Genomic DNA, 16139 nt, shown 5'->3' on the forward strand with positions numbered 1-16139 from the left:
TTAGCGGCGACTGTACCCGGCAGTATGCAGCGACGACAATCTTCATCACGTTTCGGCCGGTCGGGGCCTGGGCATTTAGCCGCCTTTTGGCGGACTGAGCCGTGATGGGTCGACCCGGCGTTCGATATTCGTTCGACTTGTTATCGGATACCTGACACGGCAGTGGCGGGGTGCGGCCGAGCGGTATCCGGGTATCAGGCGACGGATGCGGCTCCCGTGGCGCCGGCCTCCGCGTCCTCCGTGGTCAGCGCCTGCCGGATGCCCGCGGCCACTTCCGGGTGAACGGGCAGGGCGAGATGCCCCACGCCGCTTACGCGCACATTGCGCGAAATCAGATCCGGGTGATCGATAGCAGCCGTCTCGACGGGGACCATGATCTGATCCAGGTCGCTCCAGAAGGCGGTGAAATGCGTCGCGCAATGCGGGGCGGGCTCGGCCAGCTCCGCGATGACATCCGATTCGGGGCGCATCTGCCGGACCAGTGGATGCGCGGACATCAGGGGCGCCACCCGCGTACCGCCGTGCGGCGTGCCGAGCGTGACCAGCGTGCGGACGCGCGCGTCGCCGCCGAGCCGCTGGATGTAATAGCGCGCGATCAGGCCGCCCAGACTGTGCCCCACCATGTCGACCTGCTCGCGGCCCGTGCGGGCGCAGACCTCTTCGACGTGGTTGCCGAGCAGTACCGCCGCGGTGCGGATGTCGCAGGTCAGGGGCGAGTAGTTGAGGGACCAGACCTGCTGCCAGCCGTGCCTGCGCAACGAGCGGCGCAACAGCACGAAGACCGAACGATTGTCGATGAAGCCGTGCAGGAGCAGCACGGGATCATGTGCTCCGGGCTTGCTGTCGTCGGCCGGGTCCGCGGGCTCGGGCGGCGTGAGTGGCGCGGCGGTAACGGGCGGCGCGGCGGTCACGGTGGACACGGCGGTCATGGCGGGCGCGGCCGTCACGGCCGTGACGGCAGGACTGGCCGGGGCCGGGGATGCAGGCGACGGCGCAGGCCGGCGCTCCTGCGCCATGCCGGTGGGGTAGACGAGCACATGCGCGGCGAGAATCGCCAGCTCCAGCACCGTGGACCGCACGAGCGCGGCCGACGGGCGCACAAGAGCACAAGGGCGCAAGAGGATGCAGAGAAAGGGTATGGCTCCCATGGCCGACCGACCTCCCGAACAGCACACGGAAGGCGACCCTCTCCCCCCGTGTGCCCTCCTGGGCAGCTGTGCGCGGCCGACCGCACCCGTGTGCCGTGCGGCTGATGGCACAAGGGCGCGACGGCCTCGTCGCGGCTACCCTCGCGACCGCTCCGCGACCCGGCGGCTCGGGTGACCGAGCGGGCGCGTGCGGCCCGTGAGACGCGGGGTGTGAAAGCGGTGCGTAGCGAACGTGGTGTCCCACGTGTGATTTCCCCCTCGCTCTCCACCGCGAAACGGCCGCTTGCGGGATGCTGGAGATAACGTTCGTTCACATCCCCGGCCCGGCGGGCCGGGGAACCTCGCGGCCGGTTGACGGCACGTACATGCACGTACATGGAGGCAGTGATGGGAGTGACCGGTCCGATCCGCGTGGTGGTGGCCAAGCCGGGGCTCGACGGCCACGATCGCGGTGCCAAGGTCATCGCGCGTGCGCTGCGCGATGCCGGCATGGAGGTCATCTACACCGGGCTGCACCAGACGCCCGAGCAGATCGTCGACACCGCGATCCAGGAAGATGCCGACGCGATCGGCCTCTCCATCCTCTCGGGCGCGCACAACACTCTCTTCGCCAAGGTGATAGAGCTCCTGAAGGAGCGTGACGCGGCGGACATCAAGGTCTTCGGCGGGGGCATCATCCCCGAGGCGGACATCCCCGTGCTCAAGGAACAGGGCGTCGCGGCGATCTTCACCCCGGGCGCGACGACGACGTCGATCGTGGAATGGGTCAACGCCAACGTCCGCCAGACCGCCGGCATGTAACCCCCCGGGGGCGGGGCGGGGGAGGGAGACGGGCCGGGCAGGCCCTCCGCCCGCATGCGCCGGCCCGGCTGCACCGCCGCCGCGCTGCACCGCCGCCGCGGCCGCCGAGACGTCCGGCGGCGACAGGCGGCTTGGCGACAGGCGGCTGGCGACAGGCCGCTGGTGACAGGCCGCTGGTGACAGACCGCTGGTGACCGGCGACTGGTGACCGGCGACTGTGGACAGGCCCCTGGTGACCGGCGACTGTGGACAGGCCCCTGGCGACAGGCGACTGGGGACAGGCCGCTGGCGACCGGCGGCTGGGGACTGGGGACTGTGGACAGGCTGCTGGTGACCGGCGGCTGGGGACTGGGGACTGTGGACAGGCTGCTGGTGACCGGCGACCGGACGCTGGCGACTGGTGACCGGCGACAGCCCGCTGGCGACCGGCGACCGGTCCTCGGCGACCGCCGTCGGCCCCGGCGCACGGCCCGGACGGCCCGCACGGGCTAACCGGACTGGGCGAGCTCCGCTCGCATCGTGGCGCGCAGGTGCAGCGTGCCTATGAGGCGCTGGAACGCCTCCGACCAGTAGTCGGCCGCGCCCGTGGACGACACCGGGGCTTCCGCCCGCGCGTCGGGGGCCGCCGTGAGGACCGCCAGCCGGTCGGCCTGGTCCGGATCCAGGCAGCGCTCGGCCAGGCCCATCACACCGCTGAAGCTCCACGGGTAGCCGCCGGCATCCCGGGCACTGCCCAGCGCGTCCACCACCGCCCTCCCCAGCGGCTCCGCCCAGGGCACCGCGCAGACCCCGAGCAGCCGGAACGCCTCCGACAGGCCGTGCGTCGCGATGAACTCCGCCACCCACTCGGCCCGTTCCGCCGACGGCAGTGCGGACAGCAGCTTCGCGGGGTCCAGCCACGAGGAGCCCTGCGGCTCGGGCGGGGTGCCCGCCGGGCCCAGCAGGGCCCGCGACCACTCGGCGTCGCCCTGCCGGACGGAGGCCCGGCACCACGCGGCGTGCAGATCGGGCTGCCAGCCGTCGGCGACCGGCAGCGCCACGGCCTCCGCCGCGCTGCCCACCCCGAACCGCTCGAACCAGATCGCCAGCGGTGCCGCCTCCACCAACTGGCTCAGCCACCAGGACCGCTCACCCCGCCCGGCCGGTGGCTTGGACACGACGCCGTCGCGCTCCATCCCGCTGTCGCACTCGGGCGGCGCCTCGACCACGATGCGCGGTCCGGTGCCGGTGGTGCGGTCCAGGGCGACACATGCCCGGGCCCGCTCGGCCATGCGCGCCGCGAGTGCGGAACCGGGCAGCGCGGAGAGCAGTTCGGCCGCCGTGGCCCGTACATTGCGGCTGCGGTCCGAAAGGGCCTGCTCAAGGAACGGCTCGTCGGCACCGGAGAGCCGCTCGCGCAGGGAGTCCAGGAACATCAGACGGTCCTCCGCTCGCTCCTTCCCCCAGGTCGAGGTCAGCAACTCCCGCCCGGCGCCGGGATCGCGGCGCCGCAGGGACGCCAGCAGGGCCACGCGCTCGGCGAACAGTCCCTCCTGCCAGACACGCTGCCCGTCCCGGTCACCGGCTCCGTCTCCTGTCCCGGTGCTGGCGTCGGCGTCGCTCGTGGCCGGGGGCACCGCACCTCCCGCGGCCGCGCCGCGCAGCGCGTACTTCCACTGCGGGTTGAGGCGGGCCAGCCACAGTGCCCGGGGGCCGCCCAGGGCCAGCGCCGCCGGGCGCAGATCGCTGCGGGCCCGGGCCGCTTCGAGCAGCGCGGGAAGCAGCGCCGCCGGTGCCTGATAGCCGTGCGCATTGGCTGCGGTCAGCCACTGGGGCAGCAGCTCGGTGAGGTCGGGCGCGCTGCCCCGGCGGCCCCCGCCGCCGGGGCCGGCGCGGTCGGCCAGCAGCAGCGCCAGCCGCCGCCGCGCGGCCTCGGGCAGCTGCGGCCGCGTGTCCTCCGGCGCCGCTCCGGGCTGTGCTCTCGCCGTGACCGGCATGAGCGCGGCCCGCCGCTGCACGGTTCGCACCGCCGCTGCGTCCAGCAGCGCCGCGGCAGGCTCCTGCCCGGCAGCCTGCCGCACGGGCACGGCACGCCGTTCGGTGCCGAGCAGCGCGGTGGTGACGAGATCGTTCCAAGTGCTGGTCATGTGCTTGCCCTTTCCTGTGCGCAGCCCGCCCCGCTGCGGGCGGATGAATCACGACCCGTCCGGCCGTCCGTCAGAGCGCGACCGCTTCCGGAGCCCACGCCGCCAGTGGCGTGAAGCCCCGGTGCCCGCACTCGCCGAAGACCCGTACCGGGCCACCGCCGGATATCGCCGCGAGCCGCCACAGATCCGTGCCGTCACCACCACACCGGGGGTCGACGGGAAGCGCCGATTCGCCGTCCGCGTCGACCACTTGCCAGCCGTTCCCGTCCGCCGCCGGCACCGGGACGGCGGCGGACAGCACCACCGGCCAGGCCTCCAGCCAAGGGTCGTCCCGCAGCGCCTCGCCGTAGGCGCGCAGAGCGGCCGCGGCGTCCCCGCCCGGAGGCGGCTCCGGGGACGGGGCGGGCGCCGCGTGGCGGGTGCCCAGGACCGCGCGCAGGGGCCGCGCGGAGGGATGGAAAGCGAGATCGGCGTCCAGGGCGAGACCCACGGGGAGGGAGAGTTCGGGTGTGCGGCCGGCCGCACCATAGGAGAGGAGAAGAGCCATGCGGCCCGTACTCCGGCCGTGGAGCCAGACGCGGCGAGTGGCCAGGCGGCCGTCGTCGCTGTCCCGCTGGGCCAGCACCAGCCAGTGGTCGCGGACAGGCGTCGCGGAGGCCAGCAGCGCCGCCGCGTCCGAGGTGATGCCGACCCGCGCGCGGACCGTCGCCGCCAGCGGATCCGGCAACCGCTCCACCCGCAGATAGCCCTGGTTGAGCGTGTGCAGCAGCGCGCACTCCTCCAGCAGCCTTGCCGCCCAGTCCGCCCCCGCTCCCGAACCGGCTGCCGACGCCAACTCCCGTACCCGCGAGGCGAGCCCGGGTGCCTGTGCGTCGACCATGCGGGCCGCCGTCTCGTCCCACTGCCCGTACCCCGCACCCCCGACGGACGCCAGACCGCCCCGCAGCAGATCGGCCAGCCGCTGCTCCAACTCCGCGGCACCCGAGGCGATCCGCTGCGCACGGCGCTCTGCGCGGCGCCGCGCCGCCTCCGTGCCCGCCGCGCTCTGCGCCGGGCCGTCGTCGGCGCCCCCGCCCGCCGCCTGCTCGGCGCGCTGCCGCCGCCGTGCCAGCCACTGCTCCGCCCAGCCGGGTGGCGGCCCGGCCGGGGACGGCACGGCCTTCTCGCCCTCCGTCCACAACAAGAGCAGGCCCAGCGCGTGCTTGCACGGGAACTTGCGGCTCGGGCAACTGCAGTGGAAGCCCGGCCCGCCCTGCCCCGCCAGGTCCACGACCGTTCTGTACGGCTTGCTGCCGCTGCCCGCGCACTCCCCCCAGACCGCGCCCGCGCCCCCGTCCGCGAGCCCACCCCCGTCCGTGCCCGCGCCCGACCACGGGCCGGGCGCCGCGAGCTTCGCGCCCGCCTTGCGTGATGAGGCGTCAGGAGCCATTGCGAGCACCTGTTCCGCCGTCCAGCGTTCCCCCTGCGGATTCATGCCCCCGAAGGTAGGGCCCCCCACTGACAATCGCTCTGACCAGCGGTTTTGCTGCGCCGGAGCCGATTGTCAGTGGTGTGGTGCAGGGTTGTCGACGTATCCCGGCAGCGCACGACGAGGGGGACTTGTGACCGTGCCCGGAACTGAGACCGAAGCCCTGCGACCGCACGCGGAGGACGCCTTCGCCGACGAGCTGAAGGCCCTCGCGGCGGCCGACGACCGCCCCAGGCCCGAGCGTTGGCGCATGTCGCCGTGGGCGGTCGCCACCTATCTCCTCGGCGGCACGCTGCCCGACGGCACCGTGATCACGCCCAAGTACGTCGGCCCGCGCAGAGTCGTCGAGGTCGCCGTCACCACACTCGCCACCGACCGCGCCCTGCTCCTGCTCGGCGTGCCCGGTACCGCCAAGACCTGGGTGTCGGAGCACTTGGCGGCCGCCGTCAGCGGCGACTCCACCCTGCTCGTGCAGGGCACGGCGGGCACCGCCGAGGAGGCGATCCGCTACGGCTGGAACTACGCCCGGCTGCTCGCCCACGGTCCCAGCCGCGAAGCGCTCGTGCCGAGCCCGGTCATGCGGGCCATGGCCGAGGGCATGACCGCACGCGTCGAGGAGCTGACCCGCATCCCGGCCGATGTGCAGGACACCCTCATCACCGTCCTGTCCGAGAAGACCCTGCCCATTCCCGAACTGGGACAGGAGGTGCAGGCCGTCCGCGGGTTCAACCTGATCGCCACCGCCAACGACCGTGACCGCGGGGTCAACGAGCTCTCCAGCGCGCTGCGCCGCCGCTTCAACACCGTCGTCCTGCCCCTGCCCGCCACGGCCGACGCCGAGGTCGACATCGTCGCCCGCCGGGTCGACCAGCTCGGCCGCTCACTCGACCTGCCCGCCGCACCCGACGGCATCGACGAGATCCGCCGCGTCGTCACCGTCTTCCGCGAGCTGCGCGACGGGGTCACCACCGACGGCCGTACGAAGCTCAAGTCACCCTCGGGCACCCTCTCGACCGCCGAGGCGATCTCCGTCGTGACCGGCGGCCTGGCGCTGGCCGCACACTTCGGTGACGGCGTGCTGCGCGCCGGGGACGTGGCCGCCGGAATACTCGGCGCCGTCGTCCGTGACCCGGCCGCCGACCGCATCATCTGGCAGGAGTACCTGGAGGCCGTCGTCCGCGAGCGCGACGGCTGGAAGGACTTCTACCGCGCCTGCCGCGAGGTATCGGTATGAGCGGGCCCGCCACCCCGGCGCTGCTGGGGGTGCGCCACCACGGCCCGGGCTCCGCGAGGGCCGTCCGGGCGGCGCTCGACCAGGTCCGGCCGGACGCAGTGCTGATCGAGGGGCCGCCCGAGGCGGACGCGCTCGTCCACCTCGCCGCGGACGAGGGGATGCGCCCACCCGTCGCCCTGCTCGCGCACGCCACGGACGACCCCGGCCGGGCCGCGTTCTGGCCGTTCGCCGAGTTCTCCCCGGAATGGGCGGCCATGCGATGGGCCCTGGCCAACGACGTGCCGGTGCGCTTCATCGACCTGCCGGCCGCGCACTCACTCGCCCTGGGCGGACAGCAGCGACCCGGTGCGGGAAAGGGCGATGCCGGCACCGATGCCGGGACCGGCACGGGTACCCGCCCGCGCCCCGACGCCGTGCCGGGACCGGCCGGCGACGCGCACCGCATGCCGCCGGTGCCGCGGCTCGACCCGCTGGCCGCGCTGGCCGGCGTCGCCGGGTACGACGATCCCGAGCTGTGGTGGGAGGACGCCGTTGAGCACCGCCGCGGCGGCGGCCCCACCGATGGCGACGCACTCGCACCGTTCCAGGCCATCGCCGAGGCCATGGCCGAACTGCGAGCCACCTTCGGCGACAGCGAAGACGCAAGCGAAGTCGCAAGCGAAGACGCAAGCGAAGGCGAAGGCGGAGACGGCGGGGGCGACGACCCCGGCGCCCCGGACGCCGTACGCGAAGCGCACATGCGGCTCAAACTCCGAGAGGCGCGCCGGGAGTTCGGTGACGCGCTCGCCGTCATCTGCGGCGCCTGGCACGTACCCGCGCTCGCCGCGAAACGGACCGTCACGGCCGACCGGCAGACGCTCAAGGGCCTGCCCAAGGTCAAGGCCGAGATCGGCTGGGTGCCGTGGACCCATCGCCGCCTGGCACGGCACAGCGGTTACGGTGCCGGGATCACCTCGCCCGGCTGGTACGGGCACCTCTTCCACGCGCCCGACCGGCCCGTCGAGCGCTGGATGACCACCGTCGCACGCCTGTTGCGCGACGAGGACCACCCCGTCTCCTCCGCCCACGTCATCGAGGCCGTACGGCTCGCCGACACCCTCGCCGCCATGCGCGGGCGGCCGCTCGCCGGGCTCACCGAGACCACGGACGCGATCCGGGCGGTGATGTGCGAGGGATCGGACGTGCCCCTCGCCCTCGTACAGGACCGGCTCGTGATCGGCGACGTACTCGGCCAGGTCCCCGACTCCGCGCCCGCCTCGCCCCTGCAACGTGACCTGTCCCGCCTCCAGCGCAGCCTCCGCCTGAAGCCCGAAGCCTCGGGGCGGGACTGGGAGTTCGACCTGCGCAAGGACACCGACGCGGCGCGCAGCCGGTTGCTGCACCGGCTGCGGCTGCTGGGCATCTGCTGGGGCGAGCCGACGCGCTCGCGCGGTGGCCTCGGCACGTTCCGGGAGACCTGGCGGCTGCGCTGGGAGCCCGAGCTGGCCGTGCGGCTCGCCGAGGCCGGAGCCTGGGGCACCACGGTGGAGAGCGCGGCGACCGCGAGAGCGGAGTCACTGGCCCGCGAAGCCGCCGCCCTCGCCGACGTCACCACCCTGGCCGAGCAGTGCCTGCTCGCCGGGTTGTCCGACGCCCTCCCCGTCGTCATGGGCGCTCTCTCCGAGCGCGCCGCCCTCGACACGGACGTCGGGCACCTGGCGCAGGCTCTGCCCGCGCTCGTCCGCTCGGTGCGCTACGGCGACGTCCGCCGCACGGACACCGAGGCGCTCGGTGAGGTGGCTGCGGGGCTGGCCGAGCGCGTCTTCGTCGGCCTGCCCGCCGCCTGCTCCGGCCTCGACACGGACGCCGCCGCCCAGATGCGCTGCCATGTGGACGCCGTTCACCAGGCTGTCGCGCTGCTGGCGGAGTCCGGTGGACCCGTCGAGCGAGGCGAGAGCGGCGATGACGGCGAGCGCGGCGAGCCGTTCGGGCCCGGTATACGCGAGCGCTGGGCCGCCGTGCTGAAGGTGCTCACCGGGCGCGAGGCCCTGCCCGGGGGGATACGCGGGCGGGCGGCGCGGCTGCTGCTCGACGACGGGCGGCTGGCCGAGGAGGAGGCCGCCCGCCTCATGGGGCGCGCGCTCTCCGCCGGCACGGCACCGCCCGAGGCGGCCGCCTGGATCGAAGGGTTCGTCGGCAGCGGCGGCATGCTCCTGGTCCACGACGAACGCCTCCTCGCCCTCGTCGACGCCTGGCTCACGGCGGTCCCGCCGGACGCCTTCACGGCCGTGCTGCCGCTGCTGCGCCGCACTTTCTCCGCGTTCGACCCGGGGGTGCGCCGGACGCTGGGAGAGCAGGTCCGCCGCGGCCCGGCGGGCGACAACGCAGGCCGGGCGGCACCGGGGGAGAGGGGCATATCCGGCTTCGGCGCCGCCCTCGACGAGGAGCGGGCAGAGGCCGTACTGCCGACGATGCGCCTGCTGCTGGGCATGGCACTCACTGGGGGAGCGGAATGATGAACACGGCCATGACGACCACGGCCACGGCCACCGCGGCCACGGCTACGACGATCACGGCCACGACGGCCACGGCCACCACGGCCACCGCGTCCATTGCCACGGCGGCCACGACCACGACGACCATGACCACGACCACAGCCGCGTCGACACCCACGTCCACCCCGGCGACCGCCGAAACCATCACTTCCGCGACTGCCCCCGTCCCCACCCCCGCGACCGCCCCCGTCCCCGCCCCCGTCCCCGCCCCCGCGACCACCCCCGCCCCCGATCCCGCCGCCGAGCGGTTGCGGCGCTGGCGGCTCGTACTCGGCGGCGGGGGTGATGGCGGCGACGGCACCGGATGCGCGCTCGCCGGCACCGATGCCGCTATGGACCGGACCCTGGAGGCGCTCTACGGTGCCCGCTCCGGCGGAGCCCCGGAGCGGCCGGGCGGGCAGCGCGAGGCCGGGCTCGGCGGTTCCGCACCGCGCGTCGCGCGCTGGCTGGGGGACATCCGGACGTACTTTCCGGCTTCCGTCGTTCAGGTGATGCAGCGTGACGCCATCGACCGGCTCGGCCTGGCCTCGATGCTGCTGGAGCCGGAGATGCTCGAAGCCGTCGAGGCGGACGTCCACCTCGTCGGCACGCTGCTGTCGCTGAACAAGGCCATGCCCGAAACGACGAAGGAGACCGCGCGCGCCGTTGTCCGCAAGGCCGTCCAGGAACTGGAGAAGCGCCTGACGACCCGCACTCGCGCCACGCTGTCCGGCGCCCTCGACCGGTCCGCCCGCGTCAGCCGCCCCCGTCACCGCGACATCGACTGGGACCGCACCATTCGGGCCAACCTCAAGAACTATCTGCCCGAGTACCGCACGGTCGTCCCGGAGCGCCTCATCGGCTACGGGCGGGCGTCGCAATCGGTGAAGAAGGAGGTCATCCTCTGCATCGACCAGTCGGGTTCGATGGCCGCCTCCGTCGTCTACGCCTCCGTCTTCGGCGCGGTCCTCGCCTCGATGCGGGCCCTCGACACCCGCCTCGTCGTCTTCGACACCGCCGTCGTGGACCTCACCGAGGAGCTGGCCGACCCGGTCGACGTGCTGTTCGGCACCCAGCTCGGTGGCGGTACGGACATCAACCGCGCGCTCGCCTACTGTCAGTCACGGATCACCCGACCGGCCGAGACCGTCGTCGTCCTCATCAGTGATCTCTACGAGGGCGGGATCCGGAACGAGATGCTCAAGCGGGTGGCGGCGATGAAGGCGTCCGGTGTCCAGTTCGTCACACTTCTTGCGCTCTCCGACGAAGGTGCCCCCGCCTACGACCGGGGCCACGCCGCAGCCCTCGCCGCCCTCGGCGCGCCCGCCTTCGCCTGCACCCCCGACCTCTTCCCGGACGTCATGGCGGCGACCCTGGAGAAGCGCCCGCTGCCGATACCCGACACGGCGGCGTGAGCTCGGCGGGCGACGCGCTGCGGGCCCGGCCGCTCCGCTGTATACCCGTATTGCGTACGGTGCGGTCGCGATCTGTGAGCGTAATCACGGCCCGAGTGTGACCTGCGATTTAGGGAGCTCCCGCCCTCGGGGATAACCTGCGAGACGGACATGCCGCGTCAACGGTGAACGTGTGCCGCCCTCGTAAAAGATCGCGTCGTCACGCTGCACTGCGGCACGCCCGCGCAGACAACGAACCGCGATATCCATGGAAAAGGGACGGACGCGCGTGGACCTGTTCGAGTACCAGGCGAGGGACCTCTTCGCCAAGCACGGTGTACCGGTGCTGGCCGGTGAAGTCATCGACACGCCTGAGGCGGCGCGCGAGGCCACTGAGCGGCTGGGCGGCAAGTCGGTCGTCAAGGCGCAGGTGAAGGTCGGTGGCCGCGGCAAGGCCGGCGGCGTGAAGCTGGCCGGCACGCCGGACGAGGCCGTCGCCCGCGCGACGGACATCCTCGGCATGGACATCAAGGGCCACACGGTCCACAAGGTGATGATCGCCGAGACCGCTCCCGAGATCCTCGAGGAGTACTACGTCTCGTACCTCCTCGACCGCACCAACCGCACCTTCCTGGCCATGGCCTCGGTGCAGGGCGGCATGGACATCGAGGAGGTCGCGGAGAAGACCCCCGAGGCCCTCGCGAAGGTCCCGGTCAACGCCAACGAGGGCGTCACGATCGAGAAGGCCCGCGAGATCGTCGCCCTGGCGAAGTTCCCGGCCGAGGTCGCCGAGCAGGTCGCCGAGGTCATGGTGACCCTGTGGAAGACCTTCGTCGCCGAGGACGCGCTCCTCGTCGAGGTCAACCCCCTCGCCAAGGTCGCCAACGGTGACGTCATCGCCCTCGACGGCAAGGTCTCGCTCGACGAGAACGCCGACTTCCGCCAGCCGGAGCACGAGGCGCTCGAGGACAAGGCCGCCGCCAACCCCCTCGAGGCGGCCGCCAAGGCCAAGGGCCTGAACTACGTCAAGCTCGACGGTCAGGTCGGCATCATCGGCAACGGCGCGGGTCTCGTCATGAGCACCCTGGACGTCGTCGCGTACGCCGGTGAGAACCACGGCAACGTGAAGCCCGCCAACTTCCTCGACATCGGCGGTGGCGCCTCCGCCGAGGTCATGGCCAACGGCCTCGAGATCATCCTCGGTGACCCGGACGTCAAGTCCGTCTTCGTCAACGTCTTCGGTGGCATCACCGCGTGCGACGAGGTCGCCAAGGGCATCGTCCAGGCCCTGGAGCTGCTCAAGACCAAGGGCGAGGCTGTCACCAAGCCGCTGGTCGTGCGCCTCGACGGCAACAACGCGGAGCTGGGTCGCAAGATCCTGTCCGACGCCAACCACCCGCTCGTGCAGCGCGTGGACACCATGGACGGCGCGGCCGACAAGGCCGCCGAGCTGGCTGCGGCTAAGTAAAGGACGAGGACTCCACAACCATGGCTATCTTCCTCACCAAGGACAGCAAGGTCATCGTCCAGGGGATGACCGGCGCCACGGGCATGAAGCACACCAAGCTCATGCTGGCCGACGGCACCAACATCGTCGGTGGCGTGAACCCCCGCAAGGCCGGCACGTCCGTCGACTTCGACGGCACCGAGGTCCCGGTCTTCGGCTCCGTCAAGGAAGCGATGGAGAAGACGGGCGCCGACGTGTCCGTTCTCTTCGTGCCGCCGGCGTTCGCCAAGGCCGCCGTGGTCGAGGCGATCGACGCCGAGATCCCGCTGGCCGTCGTGATCACCGAGGGCATCGCCGTCCACGACTCCGCCGCCTTCTGGGCGTACGCGGGCTCGAAGGGCAACAAGACCCGGATCATCGGCCCGAACTGCCCCGGTCTCATCACCCCGGGCCAGTCCAACGCCGGCATCATCCCGGGCGACATCACCAAGCCCGGCCGCATCGGTCTCGTGTCCAAGTCCGGCACGCTGACCTACCAGATGATGTACGAGCTCCGTGACATCGGCTTCTCCTCGGCCGTGGGCATCGGTGGCGACCCCGTCATCGGCACCACCCACATCGACGCGCTCGCCGCGTTCGAGGCGGACCCCGACACCGACCTGATCGTCATGATCGGCGAGATCGGTGGCGACGCCGAGGAGCGGGCCGCGGACTTCATCAAGGCCAATGTCACCAAGCCGGTCGTCGGCTACGTGGCCGGTTTCACCGCGCCCGAGGGCAAGACGATGGGCCACGCCGGTGCGATCGTGTCCGGTTCGTCCGGCACCGCGCAGGCGAAGAAGGAGGCCCTGGAGGCCGCGGGCGTGAAGGTCGGCAAGACCCCGTCCGAGACGGCTCGCCTCGCGCGCGCCGCGCTGGCCGGCTGACGCCGCCACAGCAACAACGGAAGCCCGGCCGCCGCCGCGGGCGTGCTTCCAGGGCGTGGGCCCGTCCCCCTCCTGGGGGACGGGCCCACGCCCGTATGCGTCACAAAGCGGTTCATAGACGTATTCCCTGCCATACAAGCGACACGACGGTCATTTGCCAGCTACCCGCCGAAAAGCCGTGTTATTGGCAGCATGGCCCCGTGAGCCAATACGCCGATCATGCTCCGTCGTCGCCGCCGCGCCATCGGTCCGTCGTGACCCGGCCGTCGTCCGCGACGAGCTCGGTGTTCTTCGGCGGGATGCTGGCCGCCGGGCTGGGGCTCGGCGCCTTCTCCATGGTCGTACTGGCGCTGTGGATCACCTCCCCCTACCCCGACAGCGGCCCCACGGGCGCTCTGCACATCGCCGCTGACCTGTGGCTGCTGGCGCACGGCGCGGCGCTCGTGCGCACCGAGACGCTCTCGGGCGCATCCGCGCCCATCGGGCTGACGCCGCTGCTGCTGTCGCTCGTGCCCTGCACCCTGCTCTACCGCGCGGCCCGGCATGCGCTGGAACCCCCCGAGGGCGCGCCGCCGGACGCGCCCGGGCCCTCGCCCCGCACGGCGTTCACCGTCATGCTCGGCGGCTACCTGCTGGTGGCCCTGGCCGCGGTGCTGTATGCCTCGGGCGGTCCGGTGCGGGTGGCTCCGCTGAGCGCGCTGCTGCATCTGCCGGTGGTCGCGGCCGCCCTCATCGCCACCGGGGTGTGGACGGCTGCCGGCCGGCCCGGCCGGCCGGCGCCTCCGCTGGTGCGGCGGCTCGTGCCCGGATTCCTGCGCAGATGGTTCACGAGCGCCCACCTCGCCGTGGTCGTACGGACCGGGGCGGCGGCCACGGCGGTGCTTTTCGCCGGCGGCGTGCTGCTGGTGGCGGCCTCGCTGGCCCTGCACGCGGGCGAGGCCCAGGAGGCGTTCGCGCAACTGGCCTCGCGCTGGTCGGGGCGCGTCGGGGTGGGGCTGCTGAGCGCGGCCCTGCTGCCCAACGCGGTGGTGTGGGCGGCGGCGTACGGGCTCGGGCCCGGCTTCACCGTGGGCGCGGGCAGCCTCGTCGCGCCGCTGGGCCTGGCCACCGGCCGCCCCGCCCTGCCGCCCTTCCCGCTGCTCGCCGCGCTGCCGGCGCCGGGCCGGACGAGCCTGCTCGCGCTGGTGGGCGCCGCCGCGCTGACGGCGGGGGCCGGGTTCGCGGTCGCCTGCGCCGCCGTGCCCAGACGCACGGCACGGGTGGGGCGCCGGGAAGCCGCCGCGACCGCCCTGCTCGGCTCGATGCTCTGCGGTGCGGTGATGACGGTGCTGGCCTACGCGTCGGGGGGTGCGCTCGGCAATGCCGTGCTCGCCGGCTTCGGCCCCTCGTGCTGGCCCACCGGCGCGGCGGCCGCGGCCTGGACGGCCGCACTCGGAGTGCCGGGGGCGCTCGTGGTGCGGTGGCGGCGCGAAGTGGCCGCGCTGCGCCTGGAGCGTACGCAGGCCGATGCGGATGCCGGTGCGGATGCGGATGCCGGTGCCGGTGCCGATGCCGCCGAGGCCGAGGCCGATGCCGAGGCCAATGGCGACGGCGATGGTGACGCCGGGACCGAGAGCGAGGGCAAGGCGATGAAGGGGTGGCGGCGGGTGGGGTACCTGCTGGGGCTGGCGGTGGGGCCGCGGGACTCGGCTCCCGGCTCCGCCGCGGTGGCTTCCGGCGCCGTCGTCGGGGAACCGGGCCGGCATGAGGGCGGAGCGTCGCGGTCCTGGTGGGGTGCGGTGGCCGCGTGGTTCGGCTTCGGTGTGCGCGGCACGACTGGGCTGGCGCCCGAGCGGGTCACGTACGAACCGGAGATGCTGCCCGTGCTGCCGCAGCCCCACGCGGCCCCGGCACCGCCCCCGGATGCGGTGACACCGCCCCCGAACGCCCCCGAGGGCGCGTCACGCGGCGGCGAGCGGCGCCGCCGGTGGCGGCCGCGCCGCCGCAGGGCCCGCCGCGACAAGCCCCGCCACAAGTCACCGCCCCCGTCCCGGGGCCCGGCGCCGCCCGCCCCGTTCGACGCCTCGACGGACCCCTGGCACGACGCTGCGTCCCGTCAACTCCGCTGGGCCGCCCTCAAGGACTCGGGCGGCGGCCTCGTCCCCGACTTCGAGCCCCACGACCTGACGCCACCGCCCCGCGACGGCGAACTCTGAGCGCGGCACGCCGGATCGCGGGCCGGCGCAGGTGGGTGGGCATGCGCATGCGCTGCCGCGTGACGGCGGGCCCCTGCGCCGCCCGGCGGCGTGCGACACCGGTGAGTGAGTGGTGTGCGGGTCCGGGCGGCGTGCGGTGTCCGTATGCGCGTGTCCGTATGGACGGCCTGCCTGGGCCCGGCGTCGCCGCGTGGCGGCGGATCCGTGAGCACCGCCCGGGTCCGGTGTGCCGTGGCGGGGTGCGGTCCCTTGCGGTGGTGTGCGGTGTCCGTACGGGCGTGGAGCCCAGGCCCGTACGCTGCCGTCGCACGGCGACGCGCCCCCTGAGCACCGCTCGCCGCCGGTGCGGCACGGGCCGGGTGCTGCCCCTGCGGTGGTATGCGGGGCGGTCCGGGCGGCCGTGCGGTGTGCCGTGCCGACGGGGCCGGCGTCGGCGTGCGCGCCCGTGCTGCAGTCGCGTTGCGAAGCCTGAGCGCCGCTCGCGGCTGGCGTCGCGCAGGCGGATGTGTTGCTGCTTCACCGACCTGGTGCCTGCGAGCCCTTGCCTCGCCCCCGCGGTCGGCGCTCGGCCGGATGTGTTGCTGCTTCGCCGGGCCGTGCCTGCGAGCCCTTGCCTCGCGCTCGCGGTCGGCGTCGCGCCCCCGGATGTGTTGCTGTTCCACCGGCCCGGTGCCTGCGAGCCCCTTGCCTCGCGCTCGCGGCTGGCGTTGCGCCCCCGGATGTGTCGCTGCTCCGCCAACCCGGTGCCTGCGAGCCCCTTGCCTCGCGCCCGTGGTCGGCGTCGCTCGGCCGGATGTGTTGCTGTTCCACCGGCCCGTGCCTGCGAGCTCTTGCCTTGCGCTCGCGGCTGGCGTCGCACAGCCGGATACATCGCTGCTCCGCCAACC

The 16139-nt window shown here is 73.6% G+C and carries 11 protein-coding genes; 7 read left to right on the top strand and 4 right to left on the bottom strand.

Features of this window, described 5'->3' with window-relative positions; genetic code table 11:
* Window positions 1-194: 194 nt before the first annotated feature.
* Window positions 195-1148 carry an alpha/beta fold hydrolase gene (locus tag AB0F13_RS00615; RefSeq protein ID WP_362072826.1) on the bottom strand — a complete coding sequence of 318 codons (954 nt, stop codon included), beginning with the start codon at window positions 1146-1148 and terminating at the stop codon, window positions 195-197.
* 387 nt (window positions 1149-1535) lie between these two features.
* Here AB0F13_RS00615 and AB0F13_RS00620 point away from each other — a divergent pair, with 387 nt between their 5' ends.
* A complete protein-coding gene (locus AB0F13_RS00620) occupies window positions 1536-1949 on the top strand; it encodes a cobalamin B12-binding domain-containing protein (protein ID WP_362072829.1) in 414 nt (137 codons plus the stop codon).
* Window positions 1950-2437: 488 nt separating this feature from the next.
* Here the strand turns inward: AB0F13_RS00620 and AB0F13_RS00625 are convergent, their stop codons facing one another.
* A complete protein-coding gene (locus AB0F13_RS00625) occupies window positions 2438-4075 on the bottom strand; it encodes a DUF5691 domain-containing protein (RefSeq protein WP_362072832.1) in 1638 nt (545 codons plus the stop codon).
* Window positions 4076-4145: 70 nt separating this feature from the next.
* A complete protein-coding gene (locus tag AB0F13_RS00630) occupies window positions 4146-5549 on the bottom strand; it encodes an SWIM zinc finger family protein (RefSeq protein ID WP_362072840.1) in 1404 nt (467 codons plus the stop codon).
* A 127-nt stretch (window positions 5550-5676) separates the two neighbouring features.
* On the opposite strand from AB0F13_RS00630, the gene AB0F13_RS00635 reads away from it, so the two are divergent.
* Entirely contained in the window at window positions 5677-6777 is a 1101-nt protein-coding gene (locus AB0F13_RS00635; protein ID WP_362072843.1) for an AAA family ATPase, read from the top strand.
* Complete coding sequence (locus AB0F13_RS00640; RefSeq protein ID WP_362072846.1) at window positions 6774-9272, top strand: DUF5682 family protein; 2499 nt, start codon at window positions 6774-6776, stop codon at window positions 9270-9272. Before AB0F13_RS00635 ends, AB0F13_RS00640 begins: the two co-directional genes overlap by 4 nt.
* Here the strand turns inward: AB0F13_RS00640 and AB0F13_RS00645 are convergent.
* Window positions 9253-9399: a hypothetical protein gene (locus AB0F13_RS00645; RefSeq protein WP_362072849.1), complete on the bottom strand. Its 147-nt coding sequence runs from the start codon at window positions 9397-9399 to the stop codon at window positions 9253-9255. The genes AB0F13_RS00640 and AB0F13_RS00645 overlap by 20 nt on opposite strands.
* On the opposite strand from AB0F13_RS00645, the gene AB0F13_RS00650 reads away from it, so the two are divergent.
* The 4 genes from AB0F13_RS00650 to AB0F13_RS00665 all read left to right on the top strand — a co-directional run bounded on the left by AB0F13_RS00650 (window position 9398) and on the right by AB0F13_RS00665 (window position 15252).
* A complete protein-coding gene (locus AB0F13_RS00650; RefSeq protein ID WP_362072852.1) occupies window positions 9398-10705 on the top strand; it encodes a VWA domain-containing protein in 1308 nt (435 codons plus the stop codon). The two genes, AB0F13_RS00645 and AB0F13_RS00650, sit on opposite strands and share 2 nt — an antisense overlap.
* A gap of 268 nt (window positions 10706-10973) precedes the next feature.
* Window positions 10974-12152, top strand: coding sequence for an ADP-forming succinate--CoA ligase subunit beta (gene sucC, locus AB0F13_RS00655; RefSeq protein ID WP_362072855.1), 1179 nt, complete (start codon window positions 10974-10976; stop codon window positions 12150-12152).
* Window positions 12153-12172: 20 nt separating this feature from the next.
* Window positions 12173-13057: a succinate--CoA ligase subunit alpha gene (gene sucD / locus AB0F13_RS00660; protein ID WP_362072858.1), complete on the top strand. Its 885-nt coding sequence runs from the start codon at window positions 12173-12175 to the stop codon at window positions 13055-13057.
* 254 nt (window positions 13058-13311) lie between these two features.
* Window positions 13312-15252 carry a DUF6350 family protein gene (locus AB0F13_RS00665; protein WP_362072861.1) on the top strand — a complete coding sequence of 647 codons (1941 nt, stop codon included), beginning with the start codon at window positions 13312-13314 and terminating at the stop codon, window positions 15250-15252.
* Window positions 15253-16139 lie beyond the last annotated feature (887 nt).

Source organism: Streptomyces sp. NPDC026206, assembly GCF_040638465.1.
Classification (GTDB): domain Bacteria; phylum Actinomycetota; class Actinomycetes; order Streptomycetales; family Streptomycetaceae; genus Streptomyces.

What these genes read in the sequence shown, in the direction of transcription:
- AB0F13_RS00645 (WP_362072849.1), bottom strand. Translation starts at nt 9,399, where the DNA reads ATGGTCGTCGTGGTCGTGGCCGCCGTGGCAATGGACGCGGTGGCCGTG.
- sucD (WP_362072858.1), top strand. Translation starts at nt 12,173, where the DNA reads ATGGCTATCTTCCTCACCAAGGACAGCAAGGTCATCGTCCAGGGGATG.
- AB0F13_RS00620 (WP_362072829.1), top strand. Translation starts at nt 1,536, where the DNA reads ATGGGAGTGACCGGTCCGATCCGCGTGGTGGTGGCCAAGCCGGGGCTC.
- AB0F13_RS00625 (WP_362072832.1), bottom strand. Translation starts at nt 4,075, where the DNA reads ATGACCAGCACTTGGAACGATCTCGTCACCACCGCGCTGCTCGGCACC.
- AB0F13_RS00650 (WP_362072852.1), top strand. Translation starts at nt 9,398, where the DNA reads ATGACCACGACCACAGCCGCGTCGACACCCACGTCCACCCCGGCGACC.
- AB0F13_RS00640 (WP_362072846.1), top strand. Translation starts at nt 6,774, where the DNA reads ATGAGCGGGCCCGCCACCCCGGCGCTGCTGGGGGTGCGCCACCACGGC.
- AB0F13_RS00615 (WP_362072826.1), bottom strand. Translation starts at nt 1,148, where the DNA reads ATGGGAGCCATACCCTTTCTCTGCATCCTCTTGCGCCCTTGTGCTCTT.
- AB0F13_RS00630 (WP_362072840.1), bottom strand. Translation starts at nt 5,549, where the DNA reads ATGAATCCGCAGGGGGAACGCTGGACGGCGGAACAGGTGCTCGCAATG.